Annotated in this window: 17 protein-coding genes and 5 pseudogenes; 12 read left to right on the top strand and 10 right to left on the bottom strand. The window is 70.3% G+C overall.

What is annotated here, in order from left to right:
* The first annotated feature begins 79 nt into the window (after positions 1 to 79).
* Both LG395_RS31660 and LG395_RS31650 read left to right on the top strand, forming a co-directional pair.
* A complete protein-coding gene (locus LG395_RS31660) occupies positions 80 to 925 on the top strand; it encodes an alpha/beta fold hydrolase (protein WP_225812109.1) in 846 nt (281 codons plus the stop codon).
* Positions 922 to 2,318, top strand: a pseudogene (locus tag LG395_RS31650) (MFS transporter). The gene LG395_RS31660 and the pseudogene LG395_RS31650 overlap by 4 nt, the downstream one beginning before the upstream one ends.
* Positions 2,319 to 2,481: 163 nt before the next feature.
* Here LG395_RS31650 and LG395_RS31645 read toward each other — a convergent pair.
* Positions 2,482 to 3,087 carry a TetR/AcrR family transcriptional regulator gene (locus LG395_RS31645; RefSeq protein WP_225812106.1) on the bottom strand — a complete coding sequence of 202 codons (606 nt, stop codon included), beginning with the start codon at positions 3,085 to 3,087 and terminating at the stop codon, positions 2,482 to 2,484.
* 70 nt (positions 3,088 to 3,157) lie between these two features.
* On the opposite strand from LG395_RS31645, the gene LG395_RS31640 reads away from it, so the two are divergent.
* The 7 genes and pseudogenes from LG395_RS31640 to LG395_RS31615 all read left to right on the top strand — a co-directional run bounded on the left by LG395_RS31640 (position 3,158) and on the right by LG395_RS31615 (position 8,652).
* Positions 3,158 to 4,051 carry an NADP-dependent oxidoreductase gene (locus tag LG395_RS31640; protein WP_225812105.1) on the top strand — a complete coding sequence of 298 codons (894 nt, stop codon included), beginning with the start codon at positions 3,158 to 3,160 and terminating at the stop codon, positions 4,049 to 4,051.
* 371 nt (positions 4,052 to 4,422) lie between these two features.
* Entirely contained in the window at positions 4,423 to 4,863 is a 441-nt protein-coding gene (locus LG395_RS31635) for a MarR family winged helix-turn-helix transcriptional regulator (RefSeq protein WP_225812104.1), read from the top strand.
* Between the two features lie 99 nt (positions 4,864 to 4,962).
* Complete coding sequence (locus LG395_RS31630; protein ID WP_308071446.1) at positions 4,963 to 5,802, top strand: SDR family NAD(P)-dependent oxidoreductase; 840 nt, start codon at positions 4,963 to 4,965, stop codon at positions 5,800 to 5,802.
* Positions 5,803 to 6,103: 301 nt separating this feature from the next.
* A pseudogene (locus LG395_RS41750) lies at positions 6,104 to 6,306 on the top strand (hypothetical protein); the annotation flags it as partial.
* 312 nt (positions 6,307 to 6,618) lie between these two features.
* A complete protein-coding gene (locus tag LG395_RS31625) occupies positions 6,619 to 7,116 on the top strand; it encodes a TetR/AcrR family transcriptional regulator (RefSeq protein ID WP_263983287.1) in 498 nt (165 codons plus the stop codon).
* Positions 7,117 to 7,665: 549 nt separating this feature from the next.
* Positions 7,666 to 8,421, top strand: coding sequence for a VCBS repeat-containing protein (locus LG395_RS31620; protein WP_225812101.1), 756 nt, complete (start codon positions 7,666 to 7,668; stop codon positions 8,419 to 8,421).
* Between the two features lie 75 nt (positions 8,422 to 8,496).
* Positions 8,497 to 8,652 carry a hypothetical protein gene (locus LG395_RS31615; protein WP_225812100.1) on the top strand — a complete coding sequence of 52 codons (156 nt, stop codon included), beginning with the start codon at positions 8,497 to 8,499 and terminating at the stop codon, positions 8,650 to 8,652.
* Between the two features lie 471 nt (positions 8,653 to 9,123).
* On the opposite strand, the gene LG395_RS31610 is transcribed toward LG395_RS31615, so the two are convergent.
* Positions 9,124 to 9,519, bottom strand: coding sequence for a hypothetical protein (locus tag LG395_RS31610; protein ID WP_225812099.1), 396 nt, complete (start codon positions 9,517 to 9,519; stop codon positions 9,124 to 9,126).
* Positions 9,520 to 9,613: 94 nt separating this feature from the next.
* Between LG395_RS31610 and LG395_RS31605 the strand changes: the two genes are divergently transcribed.
* On the top strand, positions 9,614 to 9,991 hold the full coding sequence (locus LG395_RS31605) for a hypothetical protein (protein ID WP_225812098.1): 378 nt from the start codon (positions 9,614 to 9,616) through the stop codon (positions 9,989 to 9,991).
* Positions 9,992 to 10,144: 153 nt separating this feature from the next.
* Here LG395_RS31605 and LG395_RS31600 read toward each other — a convergent pair whose 3' ends face one another.
* The 3 genes and pseudogenes from LG395_RS31600 to LG395_RS31590 form a co-directional block, all read right to left on the bottom strand.
* A complete protein-coding gene (locus LG395_RS31600; RefSeq protein ID WP_225812097.1) occupies positions 10,145 to 10,609 on the bottom strand; it encodes an RICIN domain-containing protein in 465 nt (154 codons plus the stop codon).
* A 305-nt stretch (positions 10,610 to 10,914) separates the two neighbouring features.
* Positions 10,915 to 11,680: pseudogene (locus LG395_RS31595) on the bottom strand (IS5 family transposase); the annotation flags it as partial.
* Positions 11,681 to 11,699: 19 nt separating this feature from the next.
* Positions 11,700 to 12,299: pseudogene (locus tag LG395_RS31590) on the bottom strand (transposase family protein); the annotation flags it as partial.
* Positions 12,300 to 12,657: 358 nt separating this feature from the next.
* On the opposite strand from LG395_RS31590, the gene LG395_RS31585 reads away from it, so the two are divergent.
* Positions 12,658 to 13,407, top strand: coding sequence for a hypothetical protein (locus LG395_RS31585; RefSeq protein ID WP_225812096.1), 750 nt, complete (start codon positions 12,658 to 12,660; stop codon positions 13,405 to 13,407).
* 317 nt (positions 13,408 to 13,724) lie between these two features.
* On the opposite strand, the pseudogene LG395_RS41930 reads toward LG395_RS31585, so the two are convergent.
* Positions 13,725 to 13,937: pseudogene (locus LG395_RS41930) on the bottom strand (transposase); the annotation flags it as partial.
* Between the two features lie 52 nt (positions 13,938 to 13,989).
* Positions 13,990 to 14,733: an SDR family oxidoreductase gene (locus LG395_RS31575; RefSeq protein ID WP_225812095.1), complete on the bottom strand. Its 744-nt coding sequence runs from the start codon at positions 14,731 to 14,733 to the stop codon at positions 13,990 to 13,992.
* A 1,125-nt stretch (positions 14,734 to 15,858) separates the two neighbouring features.
* Here LG395_RS31575 and LG395_RS31570 point away from each other — a divergent pair.
* Complete coding sequence (locus tag LG395_RS31570; protein WP_225812094.1) at positions 15,859 to 16,116, top strand: FAD-dependent oxidoreductase; 258 nt, start codon at positions 15,859 to 15,861, stop codon at positions 16,114 to 16,116.
* Here LG395_RS31570 and LG395_RS31565 read toward each other — a convergent pair.
* The 3 genes from LG395_RS31565 to LG395_RS31555 all read right to left on the bottom strand — a co-directional run bounded on the left by LG395_RS31565 (position 16,043) and on the right by LG395_RS31555 (position 17,923).
* The gene (locus LG395_RS31565) at positions 16,043 to 16,753 is read right to left on the bottom strand and encodes an alcohol dehydrogenase catalytic domain-containing protein (RefSeq protein WP_225812093.1); all 711 of its coding nucleotides are present in this window, start codon (positions 16,751 to 16,753) and stop codon (positions 16,043 to 16,045) included. The two genes, LG395_RS31570 and LG395_RS31565, sit on opposite strands and share 74 nt — an antisense overlap.
* Complete coding sequence (locus LG395_RS41515; RefSeq protein ID WP_225812092.1) at positions 16,750 to 17,256, bottom strand: hypothetical protein; 507 nt, start codon at positions 17,254 to 17,256, stop codon at positions 16,750 to 16,752. The genes LG395_RS31565 and LG395_RS41515 overlap by 4 nt, the downstream gene beginning before the upstream one ends.
* A gap of 100 nt (positions 17,257 to 17,356) precedes the next feature.
* Positions 17,357 to 17,923, bottom strand: coding sequence for a type 1 glutamine amidotransferase domain-containing protein (locus tag LG395_RS31555; protein WP_225812091.1), 567 nt, complete (start codon positions 17,921 to 17,923; stop codon positions 17,357 to 17,359).
* Between the last annotated feature and the right edge of the window lie 270 nt (positions 17,924 to 18,193).

Genomic DNA, 18,193 nt, shown 5'->3' with positions numbered 1-18,193 from the left:
TCATACCTCAGAAGTATCGTCGGCCAGCTTGCCAGATCTTTCACCGGATGATCGGGACCGGGTTGCGTGGAATGCAGCCATGACTGACCGCTCCTCCACAGACACCGTCTTCGTCTTCGTGCACGGGGCCTGGCACGGCTCCGGGCAGTGGGCGGCGACGCAGCGCTCACTCGCCGCACTCGGTGCCGCGAGCATCGCCGTCGACCTGCCGGGACACGGCTTCGACGCGCCACTGCCCGGCGGATACCTCCGGCCCGGCCAGCCGGGCCTCTTGACCGAGAGGTCCGCGCTCGCCACCGTGACGATGGACGACAGCGCCGAGGCGGTGCTGGACACGCTGCGCCAGGGCCGCCACCACCGTCGTGTCGTGCTCGTCGCGCACAGCGCGGGCGGCGGACCCGCATCGCTGGCCGTCGAACGCGCACCCGAACTCGTCGACGAGATCGTCTACCTCTCGGCCTTCGTGCCCGCCGGGCGCCCCCGGTTCTTCGACTACCTCGGCTCCCCCGAGAACGCCACCGCACGAGGCCGGAGCCTCATCCTGGGCGATCCCGGGGAGCTTGGCGCCGTGCGGATCAACCCGCTCTCGCAGGATCCCTCCTACGTCGAGGAGCTACGGCAGGCCTACTACCACGACGTTCCCTCGGACCGCTTCGACCGCTGGCGCTCGGCGCTGAGCCCCGATCTGCCGCTTGCGATCCCCACCACCCCGGTCATCGTGACCCCGGGCCGGTGGGGGCGCGTCCCACGGACCTTCCTGCGCTGCGCGGACGACCGGGCGCTGCCGGCGGCCGTGCAGGATCTGATGATCGCGGAAGCCGACCGGGCCATGCCCGGGAACCCGTTCACCGTGCGCACCCTCCCGGGCAGCCACAGCCCGTTCGCCGCCCGGCCCCGTGAGCTCGCCGCGGCCCTGCTGCCGTGAGCGACGGACGCCTCGTGCTGCCGGTGGTGCTCAGCGCCACTTTCGTGCAGCTGCTCAACGTCACTGTCGCCCAGGTCGCCGCGCCGGCGATCCAGGCCGGTCCGGGCGCCGGTCCGGGCGCCGTGCAACTCGTCCTCGCCGGATACACCCTGACGTACGCGTGCCTGCTCATCCCCGCCGCACGGCTGGGCGACCGGTACGGCTACCGCCGGCTGTTCGTGGCGGGCATCGTGGTCTTCACCGCGGGCTCGATGGCCGGCGCGTGCGCCTCCGACGCCGCGTCGCTGATCGCGGCCCGGCTGGTGCAGGGCTCAGGCAGCGGCCTGGTCGCCCCCAGGTCCTCTCCCTCATCCAGGCCGCGACCCCCGCGGCGCGCCGACCGCGCGCCCTCGGCTCGTACGGTGCCACCATGGCCCTCGCGTCACTGGCCGGGCCCCTGACCGGCGGCCTCGTCCTCCGTGCCGATCTCTTCGGCCTCGGCTGGCGACCGGTGATGCTCCTCACCGTGCCGGTGACGCTCGCCTCGCTGGCCGGAGCGACCGCGCTGCCCCGCACCGGCGGGGCGGACGGACTCCGCGTCGACAAGCTGGGGGCGCTGCTGGTGACCGTGGGAGCCGGCGCGCTGGTCCTGCCCCTGGCCCTGGGGCGGGAAGCAGGCTGGCCCTGGTGGACGTGGGCCGGTTTCGCCGTGGCCGTGGCCGCCCTCGCCCACTTCGTCCGGGGCCTGCCGCACCGGCCTGACCCGCTGATTCATCCCGCGGTGCTGCGTGACCGGTCGGCGCGCCGGGGCACGTTGCTGGTGTTCGTGTTCAACACGGGCGTGCCTTCCTTCACCTACCTGCTCTTCCTCCACCTTCAGTCCGCCGTCGGGTACTCGGCCCTGTCGGCCGCGTTGACGTCGGCACCGTTCGCCGCCGCCGCCGTCCTCGGCAGCCGAGCCGCGCCCGCTCTCACCCGCCGGCACGGGCCGACGGTTCTCTCCGTCGCATCCCTGGCGCTGGCCGGGATGTGCCTAGCGCTGGCCCCGCTCATCGGCTCGGCGGCGGGACGCCAGGCGGCACTGCCCGTGCTGGCCGTCGGCGGGACCGCGTTCGGCGCCTTCACCGCGTCGGTGTTCACCCTGGTGCCGGCCGACGTGCGTGGCCCCGCCGCCGGTTCGGTCTCCGGACTACTGCCCACAGCACAGCAGCTCGTCGGATCCGTCGGAGTGACCGCGGCCGGTCTCGCCTACTACGCTCCCGCCGCCGACGCGGACACCGCGTTCCGGCACGCCATGCTCTACCAAGCCGCCGCCTTCACGATCACCGCGCTGATCAGCCTCGGGCTCCGCCACCGGCCTGACACCGAGCCCCTGCACGGCCACAGCAGTCACAGCGGAAGGGCACGCATGTGACCAGGAGATCCTCAGACGCTGCGCGCCTCTGTCAGACCAGCGTGGGCGCGAGGTCGACGGGGTACGCACTTGCCGTTCGAGCCGGTCGACGAGCCCGCCGTGCTTCATGGTCCGCTCTGCCGCCGGGGTCGGGCGGAGCCGGGCCGGGCGGGCCGGGTCCCGACTACGATCCGGCCCTGCCGGTGGAGTGTGCGGACGGGCAGGTGACCTCCCAGGCCGCCTCGATCATCTGGAAGATCTCGTCCACCGTGGCTTTCGGATCCGCCGCCGCCCGGGCCAGCGAATAGGCGTCGATCACGAACCTCGCGATCGCCCGGCAGGCCGTTGGGGTCCGTGACAGGCCGGGATCGGCGGCGATGGCCGTTGCCAGCGACTCCGCGTGGCGCCGTCTCATCGACTCCTCGTAGTCCCGCAGGGCAGGTGATGCGTCGATCATGCGCCAGACGGGGGCGGCGCTGTCCGCCGCGCAGTGGCGCACCAGTGCCTGGATCTCGCGGCGCAGCGCGGGGATCAGCGGTTCGTGCGGCGCCCGGTCGGTGACCGCCCGCGTGAGGCGTTGCTCGAAGTCTTCGCCCTGCTCGAAGACCAGGGCCTCTTTCGAGGCGAAGTGAGAGAAGAGCGTGGTGACGGCCACGTCGGCCTCGGCAGCCACGTCACGGATGCCCACCGCGTCGTACCCGCGTTCCAGGAAGAGTCGCAAGGCCGCGTCGGCGATCTTCTGGCGGGTGACGGCCTTCTTGCGCTCACGTCGTCCGGTCGGCACGGTCATGCGTCTGACACTATCAGGTGTGAATCTGTAACGGTTACAAAACACTAACCGTTAGTGTTACGGTCGCCTCATGAAAAAGGTGAGCTTCGCCGAGTTCGGCGGTCCGGACGTCCTGCAACTCCTGGATGCCGAGGAGCCCCACGCGGGCCCCGGCCAGATACGCATCGCCGTGCGGGCGGCGGGCGTGAACCCCGTCGACTGGAGGATCCGGGAAGGCCAGGTCCTCGGGGCCCATCCGGTCGAGTTGCCCTCCGGAGTCGGGCTGGACGCCTCCGGGGTGGTGGACGAGGTCGGTGAGGGCGTCGAAGGGGTCAAGGCCGGCGACCGCGTGTTCGGCGAAGGTTCGAGCACGTATGCCGAGTTCGCCGTGCTGTCGGCCTGGGCCCGCATGCCCGAGGGGCTGACGTTCGAGGAGGCGGCCGGGTACCCCTCCGTGGTGGAGACCGCGCTGCGCGTCATCCGCGAGGTCGGTGTGCGGTCCGGGCAGACATTGCTGGTCAGCGGCGCGTCCGGGGGAGTCGGATCGGCGGTGCTGCAGATCGCCCGTGACCGCGGCATCAAGGTGATCGGAACGGCTGGGGCCGCGAACCAGGACTACCTGCGGAGCCTGGGTGCCGTCGCCACGACCTACGGCGAGGGCTGGGTCGAGCGGGTGCGGGAACTCGGCCATGTCGACGCGGCTCTCGACCTGGCCGGCTCGGGCGTGCTCCGCGAACTCGTCGAACTGACCGGGGACGCGCAGAAGGTGATCTCCATCGCCGATCTCAAGGCGCCGGAGTTCGGCGTCCGGTTCTCCGGCGTGGCCGGGAGCGTGCCGGAAGCGCTCGCCGAGGCCGTCGACCTCATCTCGCGAGGAAGGCTCCACATCCCGGTCGAGAAGTCGTACACGCTCGCCGAGGCTCCGGCGGCACACATCGACAGCCAGGCCGGCCACACGCGCGGGCGCCGGGTTCTGGTCGTCTGAAGCCGGCTGCGCGTCGCCCTCAAGCGGGAAGTGAGGGCGACGCCGGCCACGATCTCGGCCCTTCACCGGAAGACGGCGGGCCAAGTCCCAGGAGGACGGCGGGCCAATTGCCCGGCGAGGCCAACCATCGATCCGAAAGGTCACCTACAGGCCGTCGCCGCAGTCGGCAGGCCGCGTACCAGGTCCGGCGCAGGACGGAGCGGGCAACCCGGAGGTTCGAAATCGGTCCGACCGTCACCGGCCGTGTCGATCTGCACCATCGCCTCCGTCCGGTCACGCCGAACCGAGCGCACGCCTGGACGCGCTGCCCCGAGGGTGGCCGTCGTCCCGATCGCCTTGCGTCTCGTCGGTGCATATACAACACTGAAGAAGTGAGCACCTCTTCCATCGACGAGATCGTGGACGGCTGTCTGGCGGTGCGGATCCGGCTGATCGGCCGGGCTCTCACGGGCCTCTACGACGGCGCCCTCGCCGGACACGGATTGACCATTGCCCAGGTCAACCTGCTGGCCGCCCTGGGTAAGGCCGGTCCTTGCCGGCCGTCGAGGCTCGGCGAGGTGCTGCAACTGGAGAGGTCGACGGTCAGCCGGAATCTGACCCTCCTGCTGAAGCACGGCTGGATCGAGGCCCTGTCGTCCGATGCCAAAGGGATACGGGAGGTGGCGCTCACCCCCGCCGGCAAGGCCAAGGTCGAGTCCGTGCTGCCCGAGTGGCGGAAGGCCCAGCGTGACGCCGCGGAACTGCTCGGGACGACGGGCGTGGACGCGGTCCAGGCGATCGCGAGCGGCCTGGGGTACGCACCGGGCGCTTAGCCGAACCGGGGCCGGCCGGGGCTGCCGGGGCTGCAGGCCGCCCCAAATGTTGTATATACATCAAAGAGGAGAGAGATGACTGCGTCCTTCGCGAACAAGGTGGTCCTGGTCACGGGGGCCTCGCGTGGCATCGGCCGAGCCGTCGCGCTCGCCTTCGCCAGGGAAGGTGCACGACTGGCCCTCGCCGCCCGCTCGGCCGACCGTCTCGCCCAAGTGGCGGACGAGGTCCGCGCGCTGGGCTCGGAAGCACTGCCGGTACCCACCGACGTGACGTCGCACGATGCCGTGGAAGCTCTGGTCGACGCCGCGGTGAGCCGGTTCGGGCGCATCGACGTGCTGGTGAACAACGCCGGCATCGGCAAGGTGGGCACCGTCGAAGCGGCGGGGTTCGAGGAAGACGTCCGCCTGACGCTGCGTGCGAGCCTCTTCGGCATGATCAACGTGACGCGGCGCGTGCTCCCGATCCTCCGACGGCAGGGGACGGGCACGATCGTCAACATGTCGTCCGTCATGGGGCGCAAGGCGTTCGCCCGCTTCGGCTCGTACGCGATCGTGATGCACGCCGTCTCCGCGTTCTCCGACAGCCTCCGTCAGGAGGTGACCGGCCACGGCATCGGCGTCTCGGCCATCCATCCGGCGCTCACCGCGACCGACCTTCTGAGGGAGGCGGACGAGACCGAGATGCCGCCCCCGTTCAGGCACATGACGCCACTGCCGCCGGAGGCCGTCGCGCGAGCCGTGGTGGCTGCGGTCCGACGCGGCAAACGACGGGTCGTTCTGCCCCGGACCGCGAACATGCTGCTGCTCGGAGAGGCGCTCTCGCCCCGCGTCGGCGACGCGATCGCCACCGCGTTGACGAAGCGACCCGTGGCCGCGTTGCTCGGGATGAGTCGCGGCGGGACATACCACGAGACGATCTTGAGCCGTCCGGACTTCTGACGCCTCCTACGACGTTCCGCAGCGTCCCCGAGCAGCCGGACAGGCCCGGACTTGCGACAGGTCCGTAGCAGACCGAAGCGAGTCGTCCGGCGTACCGGGGCCAGCCGCCGTCGCGCTGGACCACGAGGACCCCGACCACCGGCCCTGGGGCAACGGCGAACTGCTCCCGAAGGAGCTGAGCTCGCCCTGCTTCGCCAGGTCCCGCTTCCCGCTCCTCCCGGCCCGCTCCCTGCCCGGCGCCGACCCCGCGCCGCCGGTGCCAGCAGGTAAGGAGGTGAGGTGGCTCCAGAGCTCCGACGACGTGGACCACGCCCTGGCCGCCCTCGCCGCTGACGCGGCCGACCTGCTCACCGGCCCCGACCGACGCGGACCGCCTCACCGTCTGCGGCTCTGCCCCCTGCAACCGCCGCCTGCTCAGCTACGGCCGCCGGCACCGGTGTTCCACCCGCTGCGGCGACCGCGCGCGCCGTCCGCACCTACGCCCGCCACACCGCATCCCCATGACGCTGCACCCAGCGACCACCAGCGCTGCATCGAACGACGCCCGGAGCCGCCGCCGCTCGAACCGCCGAACATCTGCTGTCCGGAATCGCGAACGAGGCCGGCCGGGTGGGGAGCCAACAGGGCTCCCGTGCTGCTGAGTTAAGACTTCGCACGCCCACCTCAACAGCACGGGAGCTGCCCTGTGCGTTGCGCACCCCGCCCTTACGCCCCCTCCCCCGCAGCCGCTCCGAAAAGGCCCGGTCGATCGTTTGCTCAGACGGGAAGTCCGGTGATGCCGAGGGCGAAGTCCCGATGCCTCACCCCGTGGTTGGCATGGACCAGCTCTGCGCGGCGGCCGAGGTGTCCAAGCGCACGGCCTATCAGCACTTCACCAGCAAGGACGAACTCGTCGCCGAGTACCTGCGCCGGTTCGACCCCACCGTGCTGTCCGACGTGTTCGACCGCACCGACCTCACTCCCCGCGAACGGCTCCTCGCCGCCTTCGACATCCCCCCCACCGCCCCCCTGTGCCCCTACATCGCCGCCGCCGTCGAACTCCACGACCCCCAGCACCCCGCGTCCCAGTACGCACGCGACTACAAGAAAGCCGTGGCCGCTCGACTCGCCGACACCGCCCGCGAAGCCGGCTCCGCCGACCCTGAACAACTCGGCGAACAGCTCGCGCTGCTCCTCGACGGCGCCGCGGCCCGTACCCGGGTCCTCGACGCCGACGCCTTCCCCACCGCCGCCGCCAGCGCCGCCGTCCTCATCGACAACGCCATCCCCGCCACAGCCGACGACGACCGGCGACGAGAGGGAGTGTCGAGCTGACTTCGCACTCCGCGGCCGGGCTGGACGCGCTGCCGATCGGGCGGTTGCACCCGCTGCCGATCGGGCGGTTGCACCCGCTGGTACGCGACACCAGCCGCCCGGCACCTCGCCCGGATCCGGCGACGGAGCGCAAGCAGGCCGTGTTGCGGCGCTGGTGGTCCTGGAACGGCCCGGCCGGCAGGGTCACCGTGGTGAGGGGAACGGCCGTACGGCGGCGGCTCGCCGGTGTGCTGTCCGCGCGGTGCGCCGGGCGGCGTGGGCAGTGCCGCCGTCCGCGCCCGACAGGGCCGCCGCCGTGGCACCGGCCGCGGTGAGGAAGGACCCGTCTGCCGAGGGGCAGCGTCACGAAGTCCTCCGCATGCGGATGGCAGGGGGCGCGGATGCCGATCCCCACGCGGCGAAGGCGTCTTCGGCACCTCAAAAGCTGCGCGACATGCTGTGCGAGGGGTCCACGGTGCAGGACTTGCCCGATGTCGACGGCACAGGAGACGACACCCGCCCGGGCCCCGCTCCCTGGCACTCCCGGCCCGGTGGCTACGATCCCTGCCCATGTCCGTACGCGCACCCGGCGGTACCTCCCGGCCGAGACGGCTCACCCGCACGGCGTTCCTGCTGGCGGGCGGCCTGTTGCTCCTGTCCGGCGGCGAGGACCGGCTGGGCGGGCCCCCTCCGCGCCCGGTGGGACCGCCCGCCGTCACCGCGTGCCGGACGCGATCGGGGGACCTGATCGCCGACGTGGACAACGACGGTCTGCCGGACCGGATCACCGACCCGTCCCACCGGGGCGGTCTGCTGGCGGTCACCTTCGCCGTCGGCACGCCCCGTGAAACGACGGTCCCGGCACGGGGGTTGGCCGATCGCACCGCCGGCCGGCAGGAGTACGTGAGCGCCGCCGTCGCGGACTTCGACCGGGACGGCTGGAACGACCTGGTCGTCGTGGCGGGGCAGGAGCAGGGCGGCGACGACCCGGTCCTGCCCCGCGTGGCCGAACTGAGGCTGGGGCCCTTCTCCGACACCGGCCGCAGCCGGCGCACGGTCCCCCTCGACCTGGGGGCCACGAAGGACATCGCAGTGGCCGACTACGACCACGACCGGTATCCCGACCTGACGGCGTACACGTACGCCGGAGACGGCACCTACGAGATCCAGGCCCGCCTCGGCGACCCGCACACGGGCCTCTCGCCCGACACCCGCGCGTACACGACGGACGTCCCCGCCACGGGCTACGACCCCCCGTCCCCGCTTCCCCACGCGGGCCTGAGCCCGTTCTACCCTCCCTGCGGGACACGGGCGCGGGCCGGATGACCCCTGGACCCTGTGTTCACCCGGGGACGAGGGGGCGCCTTCCGGCCAGGGGGGCAGTCCGGTCCGGTCCGCTCCGTGGCGGTCGGCGATCGGCGATCGGCGGTCGGTGACCGGCGCACCGCGCACGAGCCGCGGGCTCACCGCACGGTCACCGACGAGGAGTTGCCGGAGCCGCTGCCCACGCTGCCGATGGTGCACCGGCGGCTCGACGGCGCGCGGGTGGCGCGCTGATGTGCAGTCGTGGTGCCACCAGGTCACTGCGATGCCGGCCAGAAGGGCGCCGATGTGGCGGGCCGCTCCGGTAACGAGTGCCGCGGAGACGGGGCGCCGCCACGAGACCGGGTTGGGCGCCGCGTGGTCCTGGTGCGGGTGGTCGAGGTGGTGCGGTTCTTCTTCGGCACGGTGGAGCTCCTAAGGGCTGCCCTGTAATGATCTTCGGGCCGGAGGTAGTGAGGTGTTGCCTCAGCGACATCGGGCTTGATGCCCTCGCGCGCCGGGTATCGCAGGCGCATGCAGGCATGGGGAGAGGCCGTGTGGGCGTGGCTCCGGTGGGAGACTTTCCTGCGGAGCGTGGTGAAGCGGGCGCTGGCGGGAGATGAGACGCAACCTTGGTGGATGCCGAGGCGCGTGCTGACCGTGGAGTCGGCCGATGTCGACGACACTGCCGGTGTCGGGGCGATCTGGACCCTGTGGCGTCCGAAGTCATCGCGGATACGTGAGCACATCGCGCTTCTGGAGCGGTTCGGCGGGCAGTGGCGGTATGTGGGGGGCAGCAGGGGATCCGGAGACGATCCTGTCGACGTCGATGTGCTCGACGTCAGCTCCGGAGGGGGCGTACTCAGTCTCACCCGCAGCCTGGACCCTCCGCGATCCATCACCGCGGCCCCATGGATCAGTTGCGTCAAAGTCCGCCTCGGGCGGGATGTGAGTCACGTTCTCATCGGTGTCCGCCGGATCGAGGTTCCCGAGCAGCGCAGCCTCATCGCTGTTTGGACGTCTCCCCAGATCAGCCGCGAAGTCCGTCCCGTGATCGTGGCTCTGGGACGCGACGGCGCCGAGCTCTCCCGCATTGGCCCCCATGACAGCCTGGACACTCATACCTGGGCGCGACTTAGAACCCCTAACGGAATGCTCTACGCGGACTTGAGAGCTAACTCAGGGGACGTGAACGAACGGCTGCTACGGTCCGGACGTGACTCTGACTGACCTCAACAACGGCTTTCGTGACGATGAGCAGCGGCGGCACGTCCAGAGGGTCATTCATGATCGCCTCGCAGACGACCGTGACCCGCAGGAATGCCGCATCCTCATGCGGTTCTGGTGGCAGCTGGTCATGTCGTACCAAGAGGTGTCGATGGACGAGCTCAGCCGGAACGTCGGCACGCCGAAGCTGGACGTGATCGAGGCACTGATCAGCGCCATCAGGTCGTCCCATGCCGACATCGACGCCTGGATCACCACCACACAGCAAGTCTTCCCGGTGATCCAAGATCGAGGCTTCAGTGCTGCCCAGGACAACGAAAAGCCTGTTCCCGAACCTCGAATCGGCAAGTCAAGAGCCATCGGTTGATTGCCGACGCGTACGGCATCCCCGGCAGGCTGATCTACATCCGGTCGTCGGCCGCTGCCTGACGGCAGCGGTCAGCACGGGGCGGGCACCAACTCCTGCGGAATCCGCATCGGAGTCCACAGGAGCTTGGAGCCGGGCGCGTGCTGGGCCCGGTCAGTACTCCAGCGTGAACCGTCCCGGGTGGAAATCGAGTGGGTCCTGCACAATCGGGGCGGGGATGCCCCGACCCCCAACCGTCCACCACAGGAGCGTCCCTGCGTTCTCAATGCTGACCTCGCCGTTACCGAGGTCCACGATCGCGAACTCCTGGTCGACGCGCCAGTCGTGGCAGGGGCCCTGCACGATCGGAACGCCGTCCAGCAAAGACCCGTCCTGGACCTCCAGACACTTGCCGGCGAAGGTCTTGATCCTGACGGTGCCGTTGCCGACATCCTCGAACGTGAAGCGCTGACTGTCCCAGTCGAGGCAGCGATACAGCTGGATCGGGGCACCGTCCTGCCGACTGCCGTCCTTGACCTCGACGCAACGGCCGAGGGCCTTGATCTTGAAGGAGTCCTGCGCAGCGGCGGGACTCGCGGTCACCGTGGGGAACACGGCTGCGGCAACGACAGCGGCCACGCAGGCCCCCAGACGTCGTCCAGCACGGCGAGTACGAGCAGAGCCCATGTTCAGTCCTTTCTTCCACCGACAGATGACTACTGAGTGCATTGAATCGCAAGCATAGAGTGAGTTAAAGTCGGCAGTTTATGGGCCAATTCGCTACATAGAGTGCCTATTGGGCCGTACTCCGGGGTGCCATGTAACTGACGTGCTTGCGCTATCGAAGCCGAGCGCCTGTTCAGGCCACCGACGCGTAGCCCCTGCCGCTCGCGCCATACCAACCACAGCAGTTGCGTCCGGGGAACGGTCACCGTGACCGGCTTCTTCAGCCGTCGCCGGCAGAGGATGCTGCAAGCGATGCCGAGGAAGGCTTCGTGGATGTCATCGCGTATCTCCCAGCGGATGCGCAGGCGGCGGAACCAGTGCAGGTGGCGAACGCTCGCTCGACAACCCGGCGTTGGGTGCCCAGGCCGGAGCCGTGCTCGGTGCCGCGGCGGGCGATCTGCGGCTTGACGACGAGGTCCCAGAGCAGGCGGCGGTACTTGTCGTGGTCGTAGCCCCGGTCGGCCAGCACCACATCAGGGCGGCGCCGGGGCCGGCCGCGCTTGCCCCGCACCGGTGGTACGGCCTGGAGCAACGGGATCAACTGAGTGACGTCGTTGCGATTGCCGCCGGTCAGAGTAGCGGCGAGTGGGATGCCGGTCGCGTCGGTGATCAGGTGGTGTTTGCTGCCCGCCCTGCCCCGGTCGTCAGGGCTTCGTCCCGTCTTGGGGCCCCCTTCAACGCGCGGATGTGGGAGCAGTCGACAGCCGCACGGGAGAAGTCCAGGGCATTCGCGCCGCGGAGCTCGGCGAGGAGGACCTCGAGCAGCCGTGGCCACACCCCCGCCTCGGTCCATTCGGCCAGGCGCCGCCAGCAGGTCATGCCGGAGCCGAAGCCGAGTTCCTGCGGAAGGTGTTCCCAGGCGATCCCGGTGTGCAGCACGAACAGGATCCCCTGGAACACCAGCCGGTCCGGATGCCGCTTGCGCCCTGGATGCCGAACCCGACGCTCCACCTTGGGCAACAACGGCTCGATCACCGCCCACAGCTCGTCATCGACATCCCAGGTGCGAACGGTTGTGCCCTTCTTTCCAGTCCGGGCGTGCGCGTCGGCCGCGTTCGCGGCGGTGCGGGATGACCAGCCCGGTGCCGCGGTAGCCGCCGTCCGCTATCACCGTGGTGTGGCCGATGGCGTCCTTCGCCACGGACAGTTTCCACGCCTTGCAGTCGTTGCGATGGCCGGACACCGGCCGACCGACGGCGACGATGAGCCGGGTGTCGGCGTCGATGACGACCTGGTGGTTGGTGGAGTACCGGTAGTTCTACGACTGCCCGGCGATGGTGTGGTCGCGGGTGGGGTCAGGGTGTCGTCCACGAGCAGCACGGTGTCCTTTGCGGAACCGTCTGCGGGGCCGGAACGCGAGCGACGGGCCGAGGGCGTCGATGATGCGGTCGGCCGCCGACTTCGACACCCCGAACGGCGGCGCCAGTCGGCGCAGGGTGAGGTTCGTGCGCCAGTACGCGGCGACCAGCAGCACTCGGTCCTCCAGCGGCGTACTCCAGGGCCGGCCTTTGCGGACCGGGTCGGCACCCAGGAGATCGCCGACCAGCCTCAAGGCAGAACCACCGGCCCACTTCTGCAACGGCACATTGACGACGCCCGCCAGTTGGTGGTCGTCCTGCAACTCTGCACCGAGACGGACGTCGACCTCCTCTTCGGCTGACCCCAGCGGGCGTTACCGGCGCACTGCGACCAGCAGCTACGGGACAACGCTTGGGCAGGCGGTACTGCACACCAGCACGCACCGACGAGTCGAAGACATGATCCGGGGCGTCGTTGCAACCGGTGCCGGTATGGAGTGCCAGACTGGTGGGTCGTCCGGCTGAACGAGTCGATGAGCCGGTCGCTCACGTCACGCAGGGGGTACCGTTCCCCGGCCATCCACCCCGCGCCCATCGCGATCAAGCGTGGACGTTCAGCCCGTGACGTAGCCGCTGGCGATGTGACTCCGCTAACTTCTTTCCGTGACCATGCGAGAAGAGTCGAGGCTTATATACGCAGAGATCACCATGGAGGCTGATGGTTTCTACTTTCGTCCAACTCGAAATGGTGAGCCGCAAAGGATCTACATCCAGCTCTGGAGGGGCACTGGCCGCGAAGCCTTCGAAGAGGAGTTGCGTAGAGCCGGTGCAGTGCCCTTGCCGCAGGACATCTACCATAGAGCCTGGGACCTCCCAGACTATGGGATCATCGCTTTAACTGCCGGACCAGGAATATGGCTCGCCCTTCGCGCCGCGATCCGGGGAATCGCCGAACGACACCGGCATAAAGGCTTCCTGCTCGAACTGCCCGACGGGGGCTCGATCAGCGCGGATGGACACTCGGCGAAGGAAGTTGCCCGCCTCCTGACAGCGGCAGAGCAACTGTTCGAGCGTCAGAAGCAGACTCCGGACCTGCACTTTGTTGCGGTGGAGCGAGTAGCACGGCAACTGCTGGACCATCGTGCCGGTTTCGTGGTCCCCGAGTCCTGGGCAACATTCGTCTCGGTCGGCCCATCCCTTGATGGAATGGCCGCTCTCCTCGACGACTGCCGGACTATGCGCCAACGGCATGCAGTGGTCGGGTTCCTGACACAGGTGGTAAATGACAATCGAAAGCTGGAAGACATGACTGGCCAGCCAGCTGCCACCACGGCCGAAGCCCAGCAGGCCCTTACAGCAGTTGCTGAAGTCGTCAGGGGCCTCCCCCGCGGGATCTTCGAGAATGAGCCATGAATCCGTTCAGACGCCGGGGTTTGGGGCGAGGGGGGCGTCCCCATAGTCCCCGGATCGAGGGGATGGTGTAGGGCAGTGGCAGGAGCTGGGTAACGTCGTGCCGGTTGCCACCGGTGAGCCCGACAGCGAGCGGGGTTCCGTGCCGGTCGCCGTTCAAATGGCGCTTGGAGCCGGAACAGGCACGGCCGACGGGCGAAGAGTTGACATGCCCCCCCGTTGAGAGCCCTGACGTGCGGCGCGCCCGCGGAGCTGCCGTTCAAGTCGGGCAGGCCGGCGCGGCGAAGCGCGGCTGGCAGGGCGGCGCGCAGGCGAGGCCAGACGCCCGCCTCGGTCCAGTCCCGCAGCCGGCGCCAGGCCGTCACGCCGGAGCAGCGCACCGTCTTCCCGTGGACATCGCGCCTCGCGACACCGGTCCGCAGCACGCACATGACGCCGGCAAGTGCCAACCGGCCGGGAACGCGCAGCCGCCCGGGATGGCGGGGCCGTCGTTCGGGAGGGGGTGGCAGCAGCGGAGCCACCCCCTCCCACAGGTCGTCAGTAACAAGCTCAGCTCAGTTGAGGCCCGCATGCACGCTCACGCCCTCACCGCCGGCTCTCCCGGTCCCGCAGCCATTGTTCGAACTCGGTGGCGACGATGCGCTCGTCATGCACGCCGGCTGCGTCGTCGGAGGCCAGCCAGACGATGGGCGGGCCCATCACCGTGGGACTCAGGAACCCGTGGCCCTCGGCGACGACGTCCTCGGGCATCATCCCCGTGACCGTCGCGCCTCCGGGCAGCAGCAGGTTGACGGTGACGCCCGTGCCCCGCAGGTCGGCCGCCATGATGCGGGACAGCGCCTCGCTGCCGGCACGCGACGGCCCGTACGGAACGAAGCCGGCGCGTCGCATGGTTGAGTGATTGACCGAGATGTTGACGATGCGGCCACCGCCGGATGCCAGCATCCGTGGCGTGATCTCGCGGGCGACCAGGAAGTAGCCGGTCAGGTTGGTGTCGATCACCGCGCGGAAGGCGTCGGACGGTACCTCCCAGAAGCCCTGCGGCTGTGTCATGAAGCGCGGGTTGACCGTGCGCATGCCGATGCCGGCGTTGTTCACCAGCATGTCGATGCCGCCGAGCCGCGACCACGCTCGGTCGACGGCCCGGACCACCGACGACTCGTCGCGCACGTCCATTTCGACGCCGGTCGCCCCCGGCAGCCCCGCCGCGACGGACTCCGCACGCTCGCCGGACCGCCCGGTCAGCACGACGGAGGCTCCCGTCGCGGCCAGGGCGGCGGCCATGGCGAGTCCGAGTCCGCTCGTCCCGCCGGTCACCAGTACCTTCATCGGATCACCTCTGTCCTGAGAACCGGCCTGACCGGTTCAACGATCGCACTCACCGCCGCGTTCACGGACGCCGTCCGCGACCGTGGTCGTCGGTGGCAGGGCGTACCCGTGGGCGGAAGTCCGTGACCGGAACTCTAGGGATTGGAGCGCGCTCGAAGTCGGGCCGCGGCGGCTGTCGTGTCGCGTCCGGGTGACATGGCCGAGGTCGTACGGCTCGCCGCTCAGGGCCGTCCGGCTGACGTGGCCTGCGTGCGCCTCACACGCCCCCGCCGTTCCGCAGCCTCAGCCGCGCCGGCTCACGCCCTCGTCGCTGCCACTAGGGCATCCGTCACGCCGGTACGCGGACGCTCGCAAAGCCGAGGCCGCACGGCTGCCGCGCCGTGTGCCCGGCCGACCGGAGTCTCAGGCGACGAGGCGCGGCGCGACCTCCCGGGGCGGGGTGTCACACGGTGTCCACGGCCCGGGCGGGGGTCACGCGGCGAGGCGCTTCGCGAGGCTTCGCCTTTGGGGCCGCGTCGTCGAAGGCACGCGCGCGGGACGCGTCGTAGAGGGGGGCCAAGGCGGATATGCCCGGGTCGCGGGGGCTGCTGGGGGACAGCGAGTTGGTCACCAACACCCACAAGTCGCGCCCAGCCGGTGCTGGTGGATCTGCGGATCGTCGGCGACGTGGTCGGGTGGTGGTGTGGGGCTCCGAGACGGTGCCGCCGGCGCGCCGGCCGCGGATGCCGGACGGGTGCGGCGGCACTGGCTGGAGATCACGGTGGCCGTCGCTCGGTGCTTCGAGGTCCGGCAGGAGCCGGTCGGCAAAGGCATCACCGCCCACATCACCTTGCCGGAATCGCCGGCCGGCCGGCCGTGCTCCCCGGAATCCTCCTCCCACGCCTTGGCCGGACGTCCGGTCCCGCGGCTCTCCGCCGGTCGGTCACGGTCGTCGTCCGGGGTGGCCGGTTGACATATTCCGGGCCGGTGTGAGGCTGAAGGGGACACGGTTCCGCCGTCGCGTCACGTAGAGCCTGACAATGCCGCCCACCGGGTCCGGTCACCCACCAGTTCGCGGCGGCGACAGATGAACGTGACTCCTGCTCCGCAGGAGGACAGCTCCGGGACGCGAAGTGAGGCGATCGAATGGACCGGGTTCCCGAGGTGGCCGTGGTAGGAGCCGGCATCGTCGGCCTCTGCACCGCCTACGCACTGGCCGAACGCGGAACGACGGCGCGGGTGTACGAAAGCGGCGTTCCGGGCCACGGGCAGTCCGGTGGCCAGTCCCGCATCTTCCGCCATGCGCACGACGACGCCCGCCTGGTCGAATTCACCCGGCAGGGCCGCGCCGTCTGGGACGAGTGGGCCGACCGGTTGGGCGTCGAAATGGGTCGATGGCGATGACCCGGTCGGCGCCCAGCAGTAGCGCCGCCCGCGCGGCCATCTGACCGACCGCTCCGCACCCCCACACGGCGACCACGTCGCCCGGCTTCACCCCGCCGAGGTCGGCGCCCATCCACCCGGTGGGTGCCGAGTCGGATGCGAACAGCGCGGTGGTGTCGTCCAGGGCGTCCGGCACCGGGAAGGCTCCCTGGTCAGCGAACGGGACGCGAATGTACTCGGCATGGCTGCCGGCGAAGCCGCCCAGGGCATGGGAGTAGCCGTAGCAGCCGCCCGGGGCGGAACCCCAGAGGTGCTCGGTGATGCCGGGATTGGTGTTGCCGTTGTCGCAGAGGGAGAAGAGACCCTGCTTGCAGTACCAGCAGCGGCCGCAGGAGATGAAGGAGCAGACCACCACGCGATCGCCCGCCTTGTGCCGCTCCACCCGCGGTCCGGTCTCGACGACCTCGCCGACGAATTCGTGGCCGAGGACGTCGCCGGCCCGCATGAACGGGATGTACCCGCCCAGCAGGTGCAGGTCCGAGCCGCAGGTCACGGTCTGCGATACCTTGACGATCGCGTCCTGCTCGTTGCGGATCGCGGGGTCGGGTGTCTGCTCGACGGACAGGTCGTTGGTGCCCTGCCAGGTCAGTGCCTTCACAGCCGTCCCTCCCCCTGTGCCTTTTCGATCAACTTGTCCAGCGGGCGCCCGGTGACCGTGGGCCGGTTGGTCGACGGCCGGTCGGGGAGGAGGATCTCTCCCGTCTCGACCAGCGCCTTGGCCTGCCGCAGCGCGGTCCGCAGTTCCTGGACGGTGGCGTCTGCGGTCACCGGTTCGGCGGTGCCGGGCGGCCCGGCATCCTCCTTGTCGTGCAGCCGGCAGGCCAGTTCCGTCCCGCGTTCCCCGGACGCGGGGCGCAGCCGGGTGTCGATGGCGTCGCCGAGCCGGGCGAGCGGCTCCGGCAGCTTTCCGCCGGGCGCCACCTCCTCGGCGGACGCGCACACTGTCATCACGTGCCACCGCGGCTCGGTCTCCCCGGCATGGGAGGCTCCCGACCGGATGGCTTCGCCGGCGCGGCGGGCCGCTGAGACCGCGGCGCCCAGGGCCTCGGTTCCCAAGCTGACCACGGTGGAGACCGCGCCGCCTGCTGTGGGCTTCTTCACGGCTTCGTTCCTTTCTGAACGGTGATGTCCCAGGCCGCCCGCGGCCGCATGGGCCCGCGGAACGTCCTGCGGCGCTCGGGGCGCAGCTCCCGTTGCCCGGCTAGGCGCCGGAGACCGGACGGCCGGCATGGGCGAACTGCTCGACGATGGCGGCGCAGAAGGCCGGCAGGTCCGCGGGCGACCGGCTCGAGGTGAACTGGCCGTCGACGACGACCTCCTCGTCGACGACCTCGGCTCCTGCATTGCGCAGGTCCGTGCGGATGCTCGGCCACGAGGTGAGGCGGCGTCCGCGCACGACGTCGGCCTCCACCAGGGTCCACGGGCCGTGGCAGAGCGTGGCCACGGGCTTGCCCGAGTTCACGAAGGCCTTGACGAAGCCGACGGCGTCCTTGTTGACACGGAGCTGGTCGGGGTTCATGGTGCCGCCGGGCAGCAGCAGGGCGTCGTAGTCGTCGGCGGAGGCGTCCGAGACGAGCCGGTCGACGGGAAAGGTCCCTGCGGAGTTCAGGTCCCACTGGCGGGCCTGGATCTCGCCGGGATGGATGGAAAGGACCTCTGTCTGCGCCCCGGCGCCGTGCAGGGCGCCACGCGGCTGCTCGAGCTCGACGCGTTCGACGCCGTCGGCCGCGAGGATCGCGATCTTCCGACCGCGGAGTTCGTGTGCCATCGTGCTCATCCCTTCGGTGAGGGGCTGGTGAGGCTGCCGCCAGGCCGCGGCGTGGACGTCACGCGTGTCATGGGCTTGACGTGGGTCGTCACCAGCGGATCCGTTGCTTGACCTGAGAAGCGGGCGCGGATCCGGCCTGCCGGGTACGCACCTGTCAGGCGGGGCCGCCGTCCGGCCTACCGGGTGGGACGCCGTTCGTCGGCCTGCCTCGTCCTGTGGGAGCGGGCGGGCGGCGGTCCTTGTGCTCCCTTACTTCTTGTGGCCGTTGCC

This window comes from Streptomyces spinosus (assembly GCF_020400655.1).
Classification (GTDB): Bacteria; Actinomycetota; Actinomycetes; order Streptomycetales; family Streptomycetaceae; genus Streptomyces; species Streptomyces argyrophylli.
This window is presented reverse-complemented; position numbering and strand designations above follow the sequence as displayed.

Bases quoted from the DNA above. Each gene is read 5' to 3' on its own strand.
- LG395_RS31660 (WP_225812109.1), top strand. From the start codon at position 80: ATGACTGACCGCTCCTCCACAGACACCGTCTTCGTCTTCGTGCACGGG.
- LG395_RS31645 (WP_225812106.1), bottom strand. From the start codon at position 3,087: ATGACCGTGCCGACCGGACGACGTGAGCGCAAGAAGGCCGTCACCCGC.
- LG395_RS31640 (WP_225812105.1), top strand. From the start codon at position 3,158: ATGAAAAAGGTGAGCTTCGCCGAGTTCGGCGGTCCGGACGTCCTGCAA.
- LG395_RS31625 (WP_263983287.1), top strand. From the start codon at position 6,619: ATGGACCAGCTCTGCGCGGCGGCCGAGGTGTCCAAGCGCACGGCCTAT.
- LG395_RS31620 (WP_225812101.1), top strand. From the start codon at position 7,666: ATGTCCGTACGCGCACCCGGCGGTACCTCCCGGCCGAGACGGCTCACC.
- LG395_RS31610 (WP_225812099.1), bottom strand. From the start codon at position 9,519: ATGAGTGTCCAGGCTGTCATGGGGGCCAATGCGGGAGAGCTCGGCGCC.
- LG395_RS31575 (WP_225812095.1), bottom strand. From the start codon at position 14,733: ATGAAGGTACTGGTGACCGGCGGGACGAGCGGACTCGGACTCGCCATG.
- LG395_RS31570 (WP_225812094.1), top strand. From the start codon at position 15,859: ATGGACCGGGTTCCCGAGGTGGCCGTGGTAGGAGCCGGCATCGTCGGC.
- LG395_RS31555 (WP_225812091.1), bottom strand. From the start codon at position 17,923: ATGGCACACGAACTCCGCGGTCGGAAGATCGCGATCCTCGCGGCCGAC.